Origin of the sequence: Paracoccus sp. AK26 (assembly GCF_011801365.1) — a bacterium.
Taxonomy (GTDB): Bacteria; Pseudomonadota; Alphaproteobacteria; order Rhodobacterales; family Rhodobacteraceae; genus Paracoccus; species Paracoccus aerius.
Genome location: NZ_CP041041.1, coordinates 2,171,853 through 2,185,305 on the forward strand (window position 1 = coordinate 2,171,853; position 13,453 = coordinate 2,185,305).

At 66.7% G+C, this 13,453-nt stretch carries 13 protein-coding genes and 1 tRNA gene; 6 read left to right on the forward strand and 8 right to left on the reverse strand.

What is annotated here, in order from left to right:
- Nucleotides 1–58: 58 nt before the first annotated feature.
- The 3 genes from FIU66_RS10715 to FIU66_RS10725 form a co-directional block, all read right to left on the reverse strand.
- Complete coding sequence (locus tag FIU66_RS10715) at nt 59–1,315, reverse strand: aspartate kinase (protein ID WP_167622692.1); 1,257 nt, start codon at nt 1,313–1,315, stop codon at nt 59–61.
- A 123-nt stretch (nt 1,316–1,438) separates the two neighbouring features.
- Nucleotides 1,439–1,846: a DUF1178 family protein gene (locus FIU66_RS10720; protein ID WP_167622693.1), complete on the reverse strand. Its 408-nt coding sequence runs from the start codon at nt 1,844–1,846 to the stop codon at nt 1,439–1,441.
- Between the two features lie 36 nt (nt 1,847–1,882).
- Nucleotides 1,883–3,088 carry a 3-deoxy-D-manno-octulosonic acid transferase gene (locus tag FIU66_RS10725; RefSeq protein ID WP_240544665.1) on the reverse strand — a complete coding sequence of 402 codons (1,206 nt, stop codon included), beginning with the start codon at nt 3,086–3,088 and terminating at the stop codon, nt 1,883–1,885.
- Here FIU66_RS10725 and FIU66_RS10730 point away from each other — a divergent pair.
- Both FIU66_RS10730 and FIU66_RS10735 read left to right on the forward strand, forming a co-directional pair.
- Complete coding sequence (locus FIU66_RS10730; RefSeq protein ID WP_167622694.1) at nt 3,072–3,278, forward strand: hypothetical protein; 207 nt, start codon at nt 3,072–3,074, stop codon at nt 3,276–3,278. The two genes, FIU66_RS10725 and FIU66_RS10730, sit on opposite strands and share 17 nt — an antisense overlap.
- Before the next feature lie 379 nt (nt 3,279–3,657).
- The gene (locus FIU66_RS10735) at nt 3,658–4,242 is read left to right on the forward strand and encodes a hypothetical protein (protein WP_167622695.1); all 585 of its coding nucleotides are present in this window, start codon (nt 3,658–3,660) and stop codon (nt 4,240–4,242) included.
- A 26-nt stretch (nt 4,243–4,268) separates the two neighbouring features.
- Here the strand turns inward: FIU66_RS10735 and FIU66_RS10740 are convergent, their stop codons facing one another.
- The 5 genes from FIU66_RS10740 to FIU66_RS10760 form a co-directional block, all read right to left on the reverse strand.
- On the reverse strand, nt 4,269–7,553 hold the full coding sequence (locus tag FIU66_RS10740) for an error-prone DNA polymerase (protein WP_167622696.1): 3,285 nt from the start codon (nt 7,551–7,553) through the stop codon (nt 4,269–4,271).
- Nucleotides 7,553–9,082, reverse strand: a complete 1,530-nt coding sequence (locus tag FIU66_RS10745) for a DNA polymerase Y family protein (RefSeq protein ID WP_240544666.1) — start codon at nt 9,080–9,082, stop codon at nt 7,553–7,555. Before FIU66_RS10745 ends, FIU66_RS10740 begins: the two co-directional genes overlap by 1 nt.
- Nucleotides 8,973–9,647, reverse strand: a complete 675-nt coding sequence (locus FIU66_RS10750) for an ImuA family protein (protein ID WP_240544667.1) — start codon at nt 9,645–9,647, stop codon at nt 8,973–8,975. The genes FIU66_RS10745 and FIU66_RS10750 overlap by 110 nt, the downstream gene beginning before the upstream one ends.
- 250 nt (nt 9,648–9,897) lie before the next feature.
- Nucleotides 9,898–9,974: transfer RNA gene (locus tag FIU66_RS10755), tRNA-Arg, on the reverse strand.
- A gap of 80 nt (nt 9,975–10,054) precedes the next feature.
- Nucleotides 10,055–11,473 carry a HAMP domain-containing sensor histidine kinase gene (locus tag FIU66_RS10760; protein ID WP_167622698.1) on the reverse strand — a complete coding sequence of 473 codons (1,419 nt, stop codon included), beginning with the start codon at nt 11,471–11,473 and terminating at the stop codon, nt 10,055–10,057.
- A gap of 263 nt (nt 11,474–11,736) precedes the next feature.
- On the opposite strand from FIU66_RS10760, the gene rpmH reads away from it, so the two are divergent.
- From rpmH to ttcA, 4 genes are read left to right on the forward strand one after another with little or no spacing between them, the layout of a single operon-like run.
- Nucleotides 11,737–11,871 (forward strand): 50S ribosomal protein L34, encoded by a 135-nt coding sequence (gene rpmH / locus FIU66_RS10765; protein WP_103172990.1) that lies wholly within the window; start codon nt 11,737–11,739, stop codon nt 11,869–11,871.
- Between the two features lie 44 nt (nt 11,872–11,915).
- Complete coding sequence (rnpA, locus tag FIU66_RS10770) at nt 11,916–12,317, forward strand: ribonuclease P protein component (RefSeq protein ID WP_370528915.1); 402 nt, start codon at nt 11,916–11,918, stop codon at nt 12,315–12,317.
- Complete coding sequence (gene yidD / locus FIU66_RS10775) at nt 12,314–12,577, forward strand: membrane protein insertion efficiency factor YidD (protein ID WP_167622699.1); 264 nt, start codon at nt 12,314–12,316, stop codon at nt 12,575–12,577. The genes rnpA and yidD overlap by 4 nt, the downstream gene beginning before the upstream one ends.
- Nucleotides 12,561–13,439: a tRNA 2-thiocytidine(32) synthetase TtcA gene (ttcA, locus tag FIU66_RS10780; RefSeq protein ID WP_167622700.1), complete on the forward strand. Its 879-nt coding sequence runs from the start codon at nt 12,561–12,563 to the stop codon at nt 13,437–13,439. The genes yidD and ttcA overlap by 17 nt, the downstream gene beginning before the upstream one ends.
- Nucleotides 13,440–13,453 lie beyond the last annotated feature (14 nt).

Consider the following 13,453-nt stretch of genomic DNA (forward strand, 5'->3'; position numbering starts at 1 on the left):
TTTTGCCCTGCCTTGCTTCTTGCCCGCAGATGCCGTCAGGCACGCTGTCAACCGGGTATCAGGCCGCTTCAAGGCCAAAGGCATCATGCAGCGCCTGCACGGCCAGTTCCATATATTTGCGGTCGATCAGCACCGAAATCTTGATCTCGCTGGTTGAGATCACCTTGATGTTGACGTTTTCATCGGCAAGCGCCTTGAACATCTTGGCGGCGACGCCCGTATGGCTGCGCATCCCGATACCCACGACCGAGACCTTGGCGACCTCGGTGTCCACGACCAGTTCGTCATAGGCGATATGGCCCGAGGCCTTGGCCTCCTCCATCGCGCGCTTGGCCCGCTCGACCTGGTTGATGGGGACCGAGAAGGTCATGTCCGTCACCGAACCGGGATGATCCTCGTAGTCCTTTTCCGAAATGTTCTGGACGATCATGTCCACGTTCACGCCGGCTTCGGCCAGGGGCGCGAAGATGGCGGCGGAAATGCCGGGCCGGTCCTCGACCGTGACCAGGGTGATCTTGGCCTCGTCCCGCGAGGAGGCGACGCCGTTGACGACTTTCGATTCCATGATTTCTTCCTCATCGCAGATCAGGGTGCCCGAATTCTCGTCCGTGTCCTCGAACGAGGATAGCACGCGCAGCCGCACCTTGTAGCGCATGGCCAATTCGACGGACCGGGTCTGCAGGACCTTGGCGCCCAGGGATGCCAGTTCCAGCATCTCCTCGAAGGCGATCTTGTCCAGCTTGCGGGCCTTGGACGTGATGCGCGGGTCGGTCGTGTAGACGCCGTCCACATCGGTATAGATGTCGCAGCGTTCGGCCGCGAAGGCTGCCGCAAATGCCACGGCGGTCGTGTCCGACCCGCCCCGGCCCAGCGTGGTGATGCGCCCGTCGGGGCCAAGCCCCTGGAAGCCTGCGACCACGGCGACCTTGAAGCCTTCGGCGAATTTCTGGTCGATATTGGCGCGCGGAATGTCCACGAAGCGCGCAGCCGAATGGGCGGCGGTGGTGTTGATCGGCACCTGCCAGCCCTGCCAAGACCGCGCGGGCACGCCCATTTCCTGCAGGGTCAGCGCCATCAGGCCGGCCGTCACGTTCTCGCCCGAGCTGACGACCGCATCATATTCGCGCGCGTCGAACAAGGGCGAGGTCTGTTCGACCCAGCCCACCAGTTCGTTTGTCTTGCCGGACATGGCGCTGACGATGACGATCACGTCATAGCCGCGCTCGACCTCGCGCTGCACCTTCGCGGCGGCGTTCTTGATGCGGTCCAGGTCCGCAACGGAAGTGCCGCCGAATTTCATCACCAGAAGCGGCATCGCGGGCCTCCAGCCAGGGGTTTCTGCTGGCCGCGGCTTTTATGGGCGGGGGGGCGAAACCGCAAGGGCGGAAAGGGGATGGCCGCGCTTGCTGATGTGAAAAAGTGCGCCCCGCAGCCGGCGTCAGTTCGTCTTCTGGCGCGGGATAAAGGGCAAGGGCGCCACCGGGACGCCATCCTCGATCAGCTTGCGGGCCTCCTCGGGCTTGGCCTCGCCATGAATCGCGCGACCAGGGACGCGGCCCTCGTGCATGGCGCGGGCCTCGTCCGCGAATTTCAGGCCGACATAGTCGCTGTTCGCCTCGACCTGCTGGCGCAGGGCGTGCAGGGCGGCCTCGACAGGGTTCATGGCGGGTTCCGCCTTTTTCGCGGCAGGAACGGCCGGGGCCATCAGGGATTTCTCGACCTGCGAGGATCCGCATTGCGTGCAGGCGACGTGACCGGCCGCCCGCGTCGTCTCGAACGCGTCCGAGGAACGAAACCAGCCGTCGAAGTCATGGCCTTTCTCGCAGCGCAAAGCATAGCGGATCATCAGTTCAATCCTGTTTCCTTCCCTGCCTATATCGGGTCAGCGGGGCTTGCCTGCAAGTTCCCGCAGATGCGTGATCAGGGCCGCCGGATCGCCCGCGCGATCGTCCAGCACGGCGCGCGCCGCCCAGCCCATCTGCCGCGCCCGGTCGGGATGGCCCGCAAGCGCGATAACCTGCTGGACAAGGCTGCCTGCATCGACGGGCTGGGCAGCCCCCGCGCCGTCCAGTGCCCCGTAGGCGTCGCGGAAGTTCGACAGATGCGGACCGTGCAGGATCGCGCAGGCATGGGCCGCAGGTTCCCAGGGCGTATGGCCGCCCCTGTCCGTCAAAGAGCCGCCGACAAAGCAGAGGCCGGCCGAGGCATACCAGCGGTCCATCTCGCCCAGGGTATCGGCCAGCAGCACGTCGCCACCGCTGTCGCCGGCCGAGCGCCGTTGATGTGCGATCCCGCGCTGTGCCAGAAGGGCGGACACCTGGTCCCCACGCTGCGGATGGCGGATTGCCAGGATCAGCCGCAGGTCGGGATGGTGCCGACGCGCCGCCGTCCAGGCGTCGAGGATCAGCGCCTCCTCTCCCTCGTGGGTCGAGGCCGCAAGCAGCGTGCGGTCGCGATGGGGGTCGGGCCGGGGCGGCCGGATTCGGGCGGGGGTCAGCAGCTTCAGGTCAAGCCGGGGCAGGATGGCAGCAGGCGGCAGGCCAAGCGCCAGCAGCCGCGCCTCGCTGTCCGGGTCTTGCGCCGAAAGGCCCGCAAGCCGGCCGAGCATCGGCGCGATGATCCCCGGCAGCCGTGCCCAGCGGGCAGCCGACCGCTGGGACAAACGCGCGCCGATCATGGCCTGGGGAGTGCCGCGATTGGCCAGAGCCTGCGACCGCAGCGGCCAGAACTCGGATTCGACGGTGACCTGCAATTTGGGTTGCGCTTGCGCCAGAAACCGCCTCAGCACCCCAGGCATGTCCATGGGGGCCAGGCGCGCCGCCGTTCCCCAGCCTGCCGCCATGTCCCGCCCGGTCAGACTGTTTGCCGTCACCAGCACGCGATGCGACTGCGCCAGAGCCTCGATCACCGGGCGCGCCGATGTCAGCTCGCCCACCGAGGCCCCGTGGATCCAGATATCGGCGCGCGGCACGTCCATCAGCGCCAGCCGTTCGCGCAGCGTTTCGGGCCGCCCGACGCTGGCGCGGAGACGAAGCCCTTGTTCAAGAATGGCGGCAGCGGCGCGATAGATCATGAAGGTCCAAGCCATGCCAAGACCGTACGTCCCTCGTCAAGATGCTGTGGTCGGGCAGGAGGGGTGCGAGGAACCATCCGAAAAAGATGACGTTGGTTTTTCAACAACACAATTTCAGGAGGTTCGGATGAAAGGATTGGTCGCCTGGTGGTTGGGTGTTCCCGTCGTCGTCATCGTGATTCTGTATGTGATCGGAGTATTCTGAATCCGGTTGAAATGGCAAAGGGGCAGCAGGATTGGCCCTTCTGCTATTTTCACCTGCAATGGCGGGAACATTTTGATGAGCCGATTTTTGCAAATCTTACCATTTAGTTAGCAGGATAAATAGTCGATTGAATAACATCGCGTCTGTCAACCTGTAGTAGAATACATTTTGTTTTTAAATAAATGGCTAAATTGGTCATAAACCTGTCAAATTAGACAAGTCGACGCAAACCCACGGGAAGATTAAATTTTATTCAGCAGATTGCTGAATGTGTTTTCCTGGTGGAAGGTTTTGCCCCATGTATTCCATGGCCTCTGTTTTTGCGCCTGCAATTCTTGCCGTGGGTTCCTTTGTCGCTTTTCCTGCGACCGCGGCAACGGTGACGGTTCTTGACTCCAATCAGCCCTCGGGAACGGCGATCGATCTTGCGGTAGCTGATTTCGAACGCATCGGAAATTGCGGCGGGGGCGGGTCCGTCGTGGGGGACGGTTGCGCGGTCGTCGCCAAGGCAAATCCCAAGGCCGCCCATGCCTTTGGCCGCTTTGATCCCTTGGGACATTATTGGATCGACAGCCAGGACATCAATGAACTGAAATGGACAGTAAGGGCGCCGCAGGCTTTCACATCGCTCAGCTTTGCCCTGACGGATGCCCATGACCAGCCAAACAGTTTCTTCACGATGTCCTATATGGACAACGGAGGCTGGACCCCGATCTGGGACATTGCCACGCGCAAGAACAACGGCAATCTGTATTGGCTGTCGGTCGATTTCGGTAAGGCGGTGAACGAGGCCGTGTTCCTGTTCTCGACCAAGGTCGGGGCGGGATATGACGGCTATGGCATTTCGACGGCCCAGGTCAATTCGCCCGCGCCGGTGCCCGTCCCCCCTGCAGCCTTGCTGCTGGGCAGCGGGGCGGTGGTGATGGCGGGCCTTGGCCGCCGCCGCAGGAAAGGGCGCGGCTGAAGCAACGTCGGACACGCAGCGGCCGGTCAGTGGAAATCGCGCGACTTCGGGATCACCTCGGCGTCGCGGGGGTGGGACTGGCGGCTGGCGGGGATCGGGCGATTCACCTCGTCCGCGCGGGACATGGGCGGGATCACCCTTTCGCCTATCAGGCGCCACAGGACATCGCTGCGGTCGGTCAGGGTGGCGGCAACGACATGGATGACGCCTTCGCCCCGCTGGATGTGCCCGTGCACGTCGATGACCCGCGCCGTCATGATCACCTTGCGGAAGGCGTCGAACACCTTTGGCCATATCACCAGGTTCGCGGTTCCCGTCTCGTCTTCCAGCGTGATGAAGCAGACGCCCCTGGCGCTGCCGGGACGCTGCCGGATCAGCACAAGCCCTGCCAGCCGGACCTGTTGTCCCTGCCTTGTGCGGGCAAGCGCCGCCGCCGGGACATAGCCCTGCGCGGTCATTGACCGGCGCATGAAGCGCAGCGGATGCGCCTTCAGCGACAGGCGCAGCGTCTGGTAATCGGCGGCGACCTGTTCGCAGACAGGCATCGGGGGCAAGGCTATGGCGGGTTCCTGCCCCTCGTCCTCGGCCTGGCGGAACAAGGGCAGGTCGGGCGCATCGCGCAGGGCCTTGGCGTCCCACAGCGCACCGCGTCGGTCCAACCCGGCCGAGCGGAACGCATCCGCAGCAGCCAGCCGCCGGATCGCCCCGGCATCCAGCCGGGCCCGGCCCTGCAGGTCCGCCAGCCCGGTGAAGGGCGCGTCGCGGACGGCGATCAGCCGTGCCGCGGCCGCCTGCCCCATCCCCTCGACCTGGCGCAGGCCCAGCCGCAGGGCGGGACCGTTGCCCGCAGGCTCCAGCGTATTGTCCCAGTCCGAGAAGTTCACATCCACCGCCCGCAGCTCGACCCCGTGTTCGCGGGCGTCGCGGACGATCTGCGCGGGGGCATAGAAGCCCATCGGCTGGCTGTTCAGCAGCGCCGCCGCAAAGGCCGCCGGGTAATAGTGCTTCAGCCAGGCCGAGACATAGACCAGATGCGCGAAGGCCGCCGCATGGCTTTCAGGAAAGCCGTATTCGCCGAAGCCCTTGATCTGGTCGAAGCAGCGGCGGGCGAAGGCGGGATCATAGCCGCGCCGGGTCATGCCCTCGACCATGTCGGATTGCAGCGCCTCGATGGTGCCGCGCGACCGGAAGGTGGCCATCGCCTTGCGCAATTCGTTGGCCTTCTTCGAATCGAACTCGGCCGCGACCATGGCGATCTTCATGGCCTGTTCCTGGAAGATCGGCACGCCCAGGGTGCGGCCCAGGATCTCCTCAAGCTCGGTCTGGGGATGGGCGGGGCCTGGGCGCGGATATTCGGTCGGCTCCTGCCCGTTGCGGCGGCGCAGATAAGGGTGGACCATGTCGCCCTGGATGGGACCGGGACGGACGATCGCCACCTCGATCACCAGGTCATAGAAGCGGCGCGGCTTGAGGCGCGGAAGCATGTTCATCTGCGCCCGGCTTTCGACCTGGAAGACGCCGATGCTGTCGCCCCGGCACAGCATGTCGAAGACGGGGGCGGCATCCGGCGCATCGGGGTTCAGATCCGCCAGCGTCAGCCGCCGCCCGTGATGGGCGGCGACCAGGTCGAAGCATTTGCGGATGCAGGTCAGCATCCCCAGCGCCAGCACATCCATCTTGAGGATGCCCAGTTCGTCGATGTCGTCCTTGTCCCATTCGATGAAGCTGCGGTCCGGCATGGCGCCGTTGCCGATGGGCACGGTCTCGGTCAGCAGGCCTTCGGTCAGGATGAAGCCGCCGACATGCTGGGACAGGTGGCGGGGCATTCCGATCATCTGCTGGGCCAGCGTCAAGGTGCGGCGCAGGCGCAGGTCCGTCATGTCCACGCCCGCCTCGCCCGCCTCGGCCTCGCCCATGCTGGTGCCCCAGGCGCCCCAGACGGTCGCGGCCAGGGCGCCGGTGATATCTTCGGACAGGCCCATGGCGCGGCCGACTTCCCGGATGGCGGATCGCGGGCGGTAATGGATCACGGTGGCGCACAGCGCGGCCCGGTCGCGGCCGTATTTTTCGTAGATGTGCTGGATCACCTCCTCGCGGCGTTCATGTTCGAAATCGACGTCGATATCAGGAGGCTCGTCGCGATCCTCGCTGATGAAGCGTTCGAACAGCAGGTCGAAATGCGCGGGATCGACGGGCGTGATGCCCAGGACAAAGCAGACCGCCGAATTCGCGGCCGAGCCCCGCCCCTGGCAGAGGATGCCTTGCGATCGGGCGAAGTCGACGACCTCGTGGATGGTCAGGAAATAGGGGGCGATGTTCTTCTTGGCGATCAGCGCCAGTTCGCGTCGCAGCGCCGCCTGGACCTTGTCCGGCACACCATCCGGATAGCGCGCGGCGGCACCCGCCCAGGTCAGTTCCGCCAGATAGTCCTGCGGATCGCGACCGGCGGGCGCGGTTTCCCGCGGATATTCATAGGCCAGTTCCCGCAGGGAAAAGGTCAGCCGGTCCGCCAGGTCGCGCGCGGCGCGGATGGCATGGGGCCAGCGGGCGAACAGGCGGACCATCTCGGCCGGGGATTTCAGGTGACGCTCGGCATTGGCATGCAGCAGGAAGCCCGCCCGGTCGATGGTGGTGCCGTGGCGGATGCAGGTCATCACGTCCTGCAACGGGCGGCGGTCGGGGGCGTGGTAGTGCACGTCGTTCGTGGCCAGGATCGACAGCCCGCAATCCTTCGCCGCCCGGTCCAGCCGGTTGATCCGCGCCACGTCGTTCCCGCGATAAAGATAGGCTGCCGCCACATGGCCCAGTCCCGGCAGTCGCGCGGTCAGACCGGGCAGCACCGACAGATCCCTGCCGGGCAACCAGATCAGGGCCAGCCCCTGTGCGTGATCGGCCAGATCGTCCAGCGTCAGGTCGCAGATGCCCTTGGCCTGCCAGGCCCCGTCCAGATCCTGCATCCGCCCCTTGGAGATCAGCGTGGACAGCCGGCCATAGGCCGCGCGGTCGCGTGGATAGGCCAGAAAGCCCGTCCCGCAGGTCAGCACGATCCGCGCGCCGATGATCGGGCGCAGGGCCGCGCGTCGCGCCTCGGCATGAAGGCGCACGACGCCCGCCAGGCTGTTCAGGTCGGCGATGCCGATGGCGTCATAACCCAGACCATGCGCCGTCTGCACAAGTTCGGTCGCGTCCGACGCGCCCCGCAGGAAGGAAAAGGCCGAAGTCACCCCCAGTTCCACGAAAGGCGCGCGCGGGTTGGGGGCAAAGTCGCCCTTCAGCCTGCGGCGGGGCGCCTGGTGGTCGTTCTGCGGCATCAGGCAAAGACCCCGTGCACGAACCAGCGGGGCATCCCGCCCCGGCCGTCGCCCGCCAAGCCTTCCCGATACAGCCACAGGCGGCGGCCGGTGGCGTCCTCGATCCGGAAATAGTCGCGCAGCCGTGTGCCGGGACTGTCCCGCCACCATTCGGGGGCAATGCGCTCGGGACCGGCATGGCGGGTCACCGCAATCCGCTGGCGCCGCCAGACGAACAATGCGGGCGGGCCTTCCGGAACGGCGTAAAGAACGCGCACCTCCTCGGGCGGGTCGAACAGGCGGAGGGGCCGGTCGGGACGCGGCGCGGGGGGCGGATCGTCGCGCAAGGCATCGGCCCGCGTCTGCGACCGTTCGGGAAGGTGGCTTTCGAAGGGCAGCGGGCGGGAAACCGCATCGGCGCCAAAGCGCGACACCAGCCGGTCGATCAGCCGCGACAGGTGCAGCGCAGTGTCGGCATTGCCATCCAGCCCGACCTGGGCGGTGGCCAGAGGCTCGGTCGCCTCGGCCGCCAGGCGGATCAGGTCGAAGCCAAAGCCTGGATCCAGCCCGTCCAGCCGCCCCTGGAACAACCGCAGCAGATGGCCGGCCTCGCGGCTGGGGGCGGCGGTGGCGACGCGGACGTCGCGCCTGCGGCCATCGACGCGAAAGACCGACAAGCAAAGCCGCCGGCAGCCCCGGTCCTGGCGGGCCATCTGCGCGGCCAGATCCTGCACAAGACCCGGCAGCCAAGCGGTGGGATCCATCACCGGCTCGGCCAACCGTGCCTGCGCCACGAAATCCAGAGGCGGCTCGGGGGCGCCGATTGGTTCGGCCAGGCGGCCCATCGCCTGGTCCAGCCGGGTCAGCGGATTGTCCCATGCGGGCGCCCGGCCAAAGCGGCGCATCAGCGGCAGTCGCGGGATCGCTGCCAGATCCCCGACCCGCCGCAGCCCCAGGCGGCGCAGCAGCAGCAGCGTTTCCTCCGACAGCCGAAGGGCCGCGATGGGCAGCGGGTAAAGATCGGCCGGATCATGGCTGACGGCACGCGCCGGACCAAAGCGGGCCAAGCCCCAGGCCGCACCCCATGTGGGGGCAAGCGCCAGCCGCGCCGTTACCCCTGCCCCGGCGAAACGCGCCTCGATGTCGGACAGCAGCGCGGCTTCTCCGCCGAACAGATGCGCGGTGCCCGTGGTGTCGACGACCAGCCCGTCCGCACCGTCCGTGGCAGAATGGGGCCCCCAGCGGCGCGCCCAGAACATCAGCCGCGTCAGGGCCGCCGCATCGCCCCGCGGACTGGCCGGGACCGCCTGAAGCGCGGGGCACAGGGCGCGCATGTCCACCACCCGCGCGCCACGGCGCACGCCCGCGGACCGGGCAGCCTCGTTCAGGTCATGCACCACCGGGCCATGATGGCCTTCGGCGGACAGCACCACCGGAACGTCATCCGGAACCGCCCCCTCCATCCGCCGCCGCCGGTTCCGCCACCGCTCGATCGGCAGCGAGGGCAGAAAAACAAAGGCGATGCGCCGTCCCGTCTTCCCCGCATTCATGGCGCACCAGCCATTCGCCAGGGGGCGACAGGCGCGACCGGAACAACTCGACCCGCCAAAGCGGATCGCCCGGCGCCGCGGGATCGTCCTGGCCTGCATCCGACGGAAAGGCAGTCACCCGCCACCGCATCCGCGCCGCCGAGGCATTGGCCGAACCTGCCCTGCGCAGCAGCCAGCACGGCCTGCCCGCGGCCTCGGCCCGCATGGCAAGGCGGCGCGTCGCGGTGAAATCCAGGGCCGCCGGGTCGCCCCAGATTTCGCCCACCACGGCCGAGATGGCAGGACAGGCCAGCGCATCCTCCATCGCCGTCAGCACGTCGGCGGGGCGCGACAGGTCGGCGCGCAGCAGCCAGCGCCCAAGCCCTGGCAGGAAGGGCACCCCCGCCTCGCGCCGCGTCAGCCTGTCCTGGGCCCAAAGCACCGGCCCTTCGGGCAGGGCCGCCATCAGAAACCCCGTGCCCGCCCCGTCCAGGGACGAGGCGCAACTGATCTCGGCCAGGGTGGCGGCGCGCAGGTCCGGCACCTGCCGTATAGGCGCCAGAGGCCGCAGGACATGAACGGACATACATGACATCAACAATAATGTTTCTGTTTTGTTCTAGTTCCTTCGGAACGCCGCCGTCAACGCCGGTGGCCGGGTCAGACCAAAAATGCTGGGGATAACAAAAGGGGAAGAAGGCGCGCCGGGCCGGCGGAGCAGCCCAAGAGGACGCGGCCCTGATCCCGCGGCCGCCAGGAAAATCTGGTGCCCGAGATAGCAAAACACCGCCTCGGCAAGCCTGCCGGACGGTGTGGAAAATCCCTGGATGGGAAAGTGGCGGACCCGGAGCGATTCGAACGCCCGACCCCCAGATTCGTAGTCTGGTGCTCTATCCAGCTGAGCTACGGGTCCGTCGTAGGGCGGTCATGTAGACGGGTGTTCGGGGGGATGCAAGGGGGCGAAAGGGAAAAAACGCCCGGGCCCGAATTTTATCAACCGGCTGCCATCTGGCGGGTGGGCAGGATCGCCATGTCGCGCGGGATATGGATCATGAACTCGCTGCCCTCGGCATCGCTGCGAACCAGTTCCAGCCGGCCGCCATGCCCGCGCACCAGGTCGGCGGCGATGGTCAGGCCAAGGCCCGTGCCGCCCTTGCGCGCGCTGCCGGCGAAGGGCTTGAAAAGGTATTCGCGCGCCTTCTCCGGCAGGCCGGGGCCGGTATCGCCCACGCGGATCCACCAGTCGCCGTCGGTTTCGCCGGCGCCGATCTCGACCGTGCCGGGCTGGCCGGTGCCTTCGATCGCCTGGCGGGCATTTCGGGCAAGGTTGGCCAGCACGCGGTAAAGCTGGTCGCGGTCGGCGCGAATCGTCAGGCTGGGGGGAATGTCGCACAGGAACTCGACCCTGAGCCCGCCGTGGCTTGCCAGGGTCTCCGCCTCGACGACCTCGGCCGTCAGTTGCGCAAGATTGAAGCGGGACAGCGTGGGGGCGGGTTCCTCGGCCTTGCCGAAGGCCAGCGTCGTCTCGCACAGGTTCACGGCGCGGCTGATCGAGTTCACCAGCTTGGGCGCGGCGCGCTTGACCTTGGGGTCGCCGCTGTCTTCCAGCCGGTCCGCGAAGATCTGCGCCGTGGTCAGGATGTTGCGCAGGTCGTGGCTGATCTTGGCGACCGCCTGTCCCAGTTGCGCCATCCGTTCCTTCTGCTTCAGGGACGAGGTAACGGTCTTCTGCATCGCCTCCAGCGCGGTTTCGGCATCGCGCAACTCGGCAAGGCGGGCGTCGGGGGTGATGATGTGGCGCGGATCCTCGGGCGCCTCGGCATAGGATACCATGTGGCTGATCACCCGGCGGATCGGAACCAGCATCAACCTTTGCACCGCCAGGTTCAGAAGGATCGCCGTCAGGATCGAGAAGGCCGCCGAAAGCAGCAGCAGCCGGAAGCCGTATTCCAGCATTCCCGCGCGCAGGGGCGCCGTCTCCATCGTGATCTCGATCAGCTGGCCCGCCTGGTTCACCGGGGCGCCGATGACCCGGATCACCTCGTTCTCGCGGTTGATCAGCGCGCCCAAGGCATCGTCGATGGTCTGGAGCACACCTTCCTCGCGCAGGTCATAGGTCATCACGACCGGGCCGGGCAGCGGGGATTGCAGCACAAGCTGACGGATATCGTCGCGGCGCAGGACGACGTTGAACACGCCGGCGTTCTGCAGAAGCTCGCTTTCCAGATCGTCGGCCAGCGATTCGTCCGTCGCCAGCAGCGCAAGGCTGGCGATCTGCGCGCGCTCCAGCCGCGACTCGAGGTAATCAAGCCGGAAGCTGGCCAAGGCAGGAAGCAGGATCAGCAGTTCGGCCAGCATGACGAAGATGATCGTCAATGCGGCGAATCGGCCAGAGATCGTGTTCAGTTTCATGTAATCTTGATCATCAGCGCAGCAGATGCGCGTGTTTCAGCCCGACCGGCCCCGCTTTGCACATCAAACGAATGTGATATCCTAGCGGTTCCGCCACTGGAACAAAACAGGATGCGCGATTGTCCGCCTTTGTGGTTGACGGACCAGCGGCCTTCCTCTATCCAGCGGGCTTCGAACAACCGGCGCGTTCGCGTGTGGGGTGAAGCATTGCTTCCTTGCCCCTGCCGCCCGCCATCCGCAAGACAAGATCCCGGAGAACGACCATGAAGCGCACTTATCAACCCTCGAACCTCGTTCGTGCGCGCCGTCACGGCTTTCGCGCGCGCATGGCCACCAGCGGCGGCCGTCGCGTCCTGAACGCGCGCCGCGCCAAGGGCCGCAAGCGCCTGTCGGCCTGATCCTTTGCGGCGGGCTTGCCCCGCCAGACCAAGGGTTCCAGCACATGCCGCCCCTGCCCCATCCCGTTGCCGAAGCGCGACCCGTGGATGACGGCATGGCGGCATTTCGCATGTCCATGCCCCCGGTCATTGCCAAGCGGGCGGATTTCCTTGCGGCGTCCCGCGCGCTGCGGCAGGGAACGCCCGGCTTTCTGCTGCAGGCGCGTGACCGGGGCGACGGCCTGCCGTTCCGCGTGGGCTTCACCTGTTCCAAGAAGATCGGCAACGCGGTGATGCGCAACCGCGCCAAACGCCGGCTGCGCGAGGTGGCGCGGCTGCATCTGCCCCAGGGCGCGCGGCCCGGCTGGGACTATGTGCTGGTGGGCCGTCCCGATGCGACAACAAGCCGCGGCTTCGCCGACCTGTGCCGTGACCTGGGCGCTGCCCTGCGCAAGATCCACGGATGAGCCCGCTGGCCCATCTGCTGGCCCTGCCCGTCCGGGCCTATCGGCTGGTGGCCTCGCCCTGGGTTGGCAATGCCTGCCGCTTCCAGCCGACCTGTTCGGCCTATGCGCTTGATGCGCTGTCGCGGCACGGCGGCCTGCGCGGCGGCTGGCTGGCGGCGCGGCGGATCGGACGCTGCCATCCCTGGGGCGGCGCGGGCTATGATCCGGTGCCGGGGGCCGATCCCGATCACGAAAGGCGATCCGATGCTGGACGACACTGACGACCTGACCGAGATTCATCCGCTGTTCGCGGGCGCCCCCTCCTCGACCGAGTTCCGCAAGCTGCGCAAGCGGCTGGTGCGCGAAACCCGCGCCGCGATCGAGGATTACGGCATGATCCGGCCCGGCGACCGCTGGCTGATATGTCTCTCGGGCGGAAAGGACAGCTATACCCTGCTGGCCGTGCTGCACGAGTTGAAATGGCGCGGACTGCTGCCGGTGGACCTGCTGGCCTGCAACCTGGACCAGGGCCAGCCGAACTTCCCGGCGACCGTTCTGCCCCGGTTCCTGACCGAACGAGGCGTGGCGCATCGGATCGAATACCAGGACACCTATTCGATCGTCACCGACAAGATCGCGCCTGGCGGCACGATGTGTTCGCTGTGCTCGCGCCTGCGCCGGGGCAACCTGTATCGCATCGCGCGAGAGGAGGGCTGTTCCGCCGTCGTGCTGGGCCATCACCGCGACGACATCCTGGAAACCTTCTTCATGAACCTGTTCCACGGCGGCAGGCTGGCCACTATGCCGCCCAAGCTGTTGAACGAGGACGGCGACCTGACCGTGCTGCGCCCCCTGGCCTATGTGGCCGAGGCCGATTGCGAACGGTTTTCGCGCGCGATGAACTATCCGATCATTCCCTGCGACCTCTGCGGCAGCCAGGAAGGGCTGCAGCGCGTGCAGGTGAAACGCCTGCTGGACGAATGGGAAACCCGCACGCCGGGCCGCCGCCAGGTGATGTTCCGGGCGCTGATGAACGTGCGCCCGTCGCATCTTCTTGACCCGAAGCTGTTCGACTTTGCCGCGCTGTTTCCAAGCGGCGCGGCGGCATCGCCCGACGACATCCCGCGCCTGCGAGAGGCGTGACGAACGCTGCGGTG

Excerpts from the sequence above, each read along its gene's own strand:
- FIU66_RS10715 (WP_167622692.1), bottom strand. The coding sequence starts at position 1,315 with ATGCCGCTTCTGGTGATGAAATTCGGCGGCACTTCCGTTGCGGACCTG.
- FIU66_RS10720 (WP_167622693.1), bottom strand. The coding sequence starts at position 1,846 with ATGATCCGCTATGCTTTGCGCTGCGAGAAAGGCCATGACTTCGACGGC.
- FIU66_RS10730 (WP_167622694.1), top strand. The coding sequence starts at position 3,072 with ATGAAGGTCCAAGCCATGCCAAGACCGTACGTCCCTCGTCAAGATGCT.
- FIU66_RS10725 (WP_240544665.1), bottom strand. The coding sequence starts at position 3,088 with ATGGCTTGGACCTTCATGATCTATCGCGCCGCTGCCGCCATTCTTGAA.
- FIU66_RS10740 (WP_167622696.1), bottom strand. The coding sequence starts at position 7,553 with ATGCCGCAGAACGACCACCAGGCGCCCCGCCGCAGGCTGAAGGGCGAC.
- FIU66_RS10745 (WP_240544666.1), bottom strand. The coding sequence starts at position 9,082 with ATGAATGCGGGGAAGACGGGACGGCGCATCGCCTTTGTTTTTCTGCCC.
- FIU66_RS10750 (WP_240544667.1), bottom strand. The coding sequence starts at position 9,647 with ATGTCCGTTCATGTCCTGCGGCCTCTGGCGCCTATACGGCAGGTGCCG.
- FIU66_RS10760 (WP_167622698.1), bottom strand. The coding sequence starts at position 11,473 with ATGAAACTGAACACGATCTCTGGCCGATTCGCCGCATTGACGATCATC.
- rpmH (WP_103172990.1), top strand. The coding sequence starts at position 11,737 with ATGAAGCGCACTTATCAACCCTCGAACCTCGTTCGTGCGCGCCGTCAC.
- rnpA (WP_370528915.1), top strand. The coding sequence starts at position 11,916 with ATGCCGCCCCTGCCCCATCCCGTTGCCGAAGCGCGACCCGTGGATGAC.
- yidD (WP_167622699.1), top strand. The coding sequence starts at position 12,314 with ATGAGCCCGCTGGCCCATCTGCTGGCCCTGCCCGTCCGGGCCTATCGG.
- ttcA (WP_167622700.1), top strand. The coding sequence starts at position 12,561 with ATGCTGGACGACACTGACGACCTGACCGAGATTCATCCGCTGTTCGCG.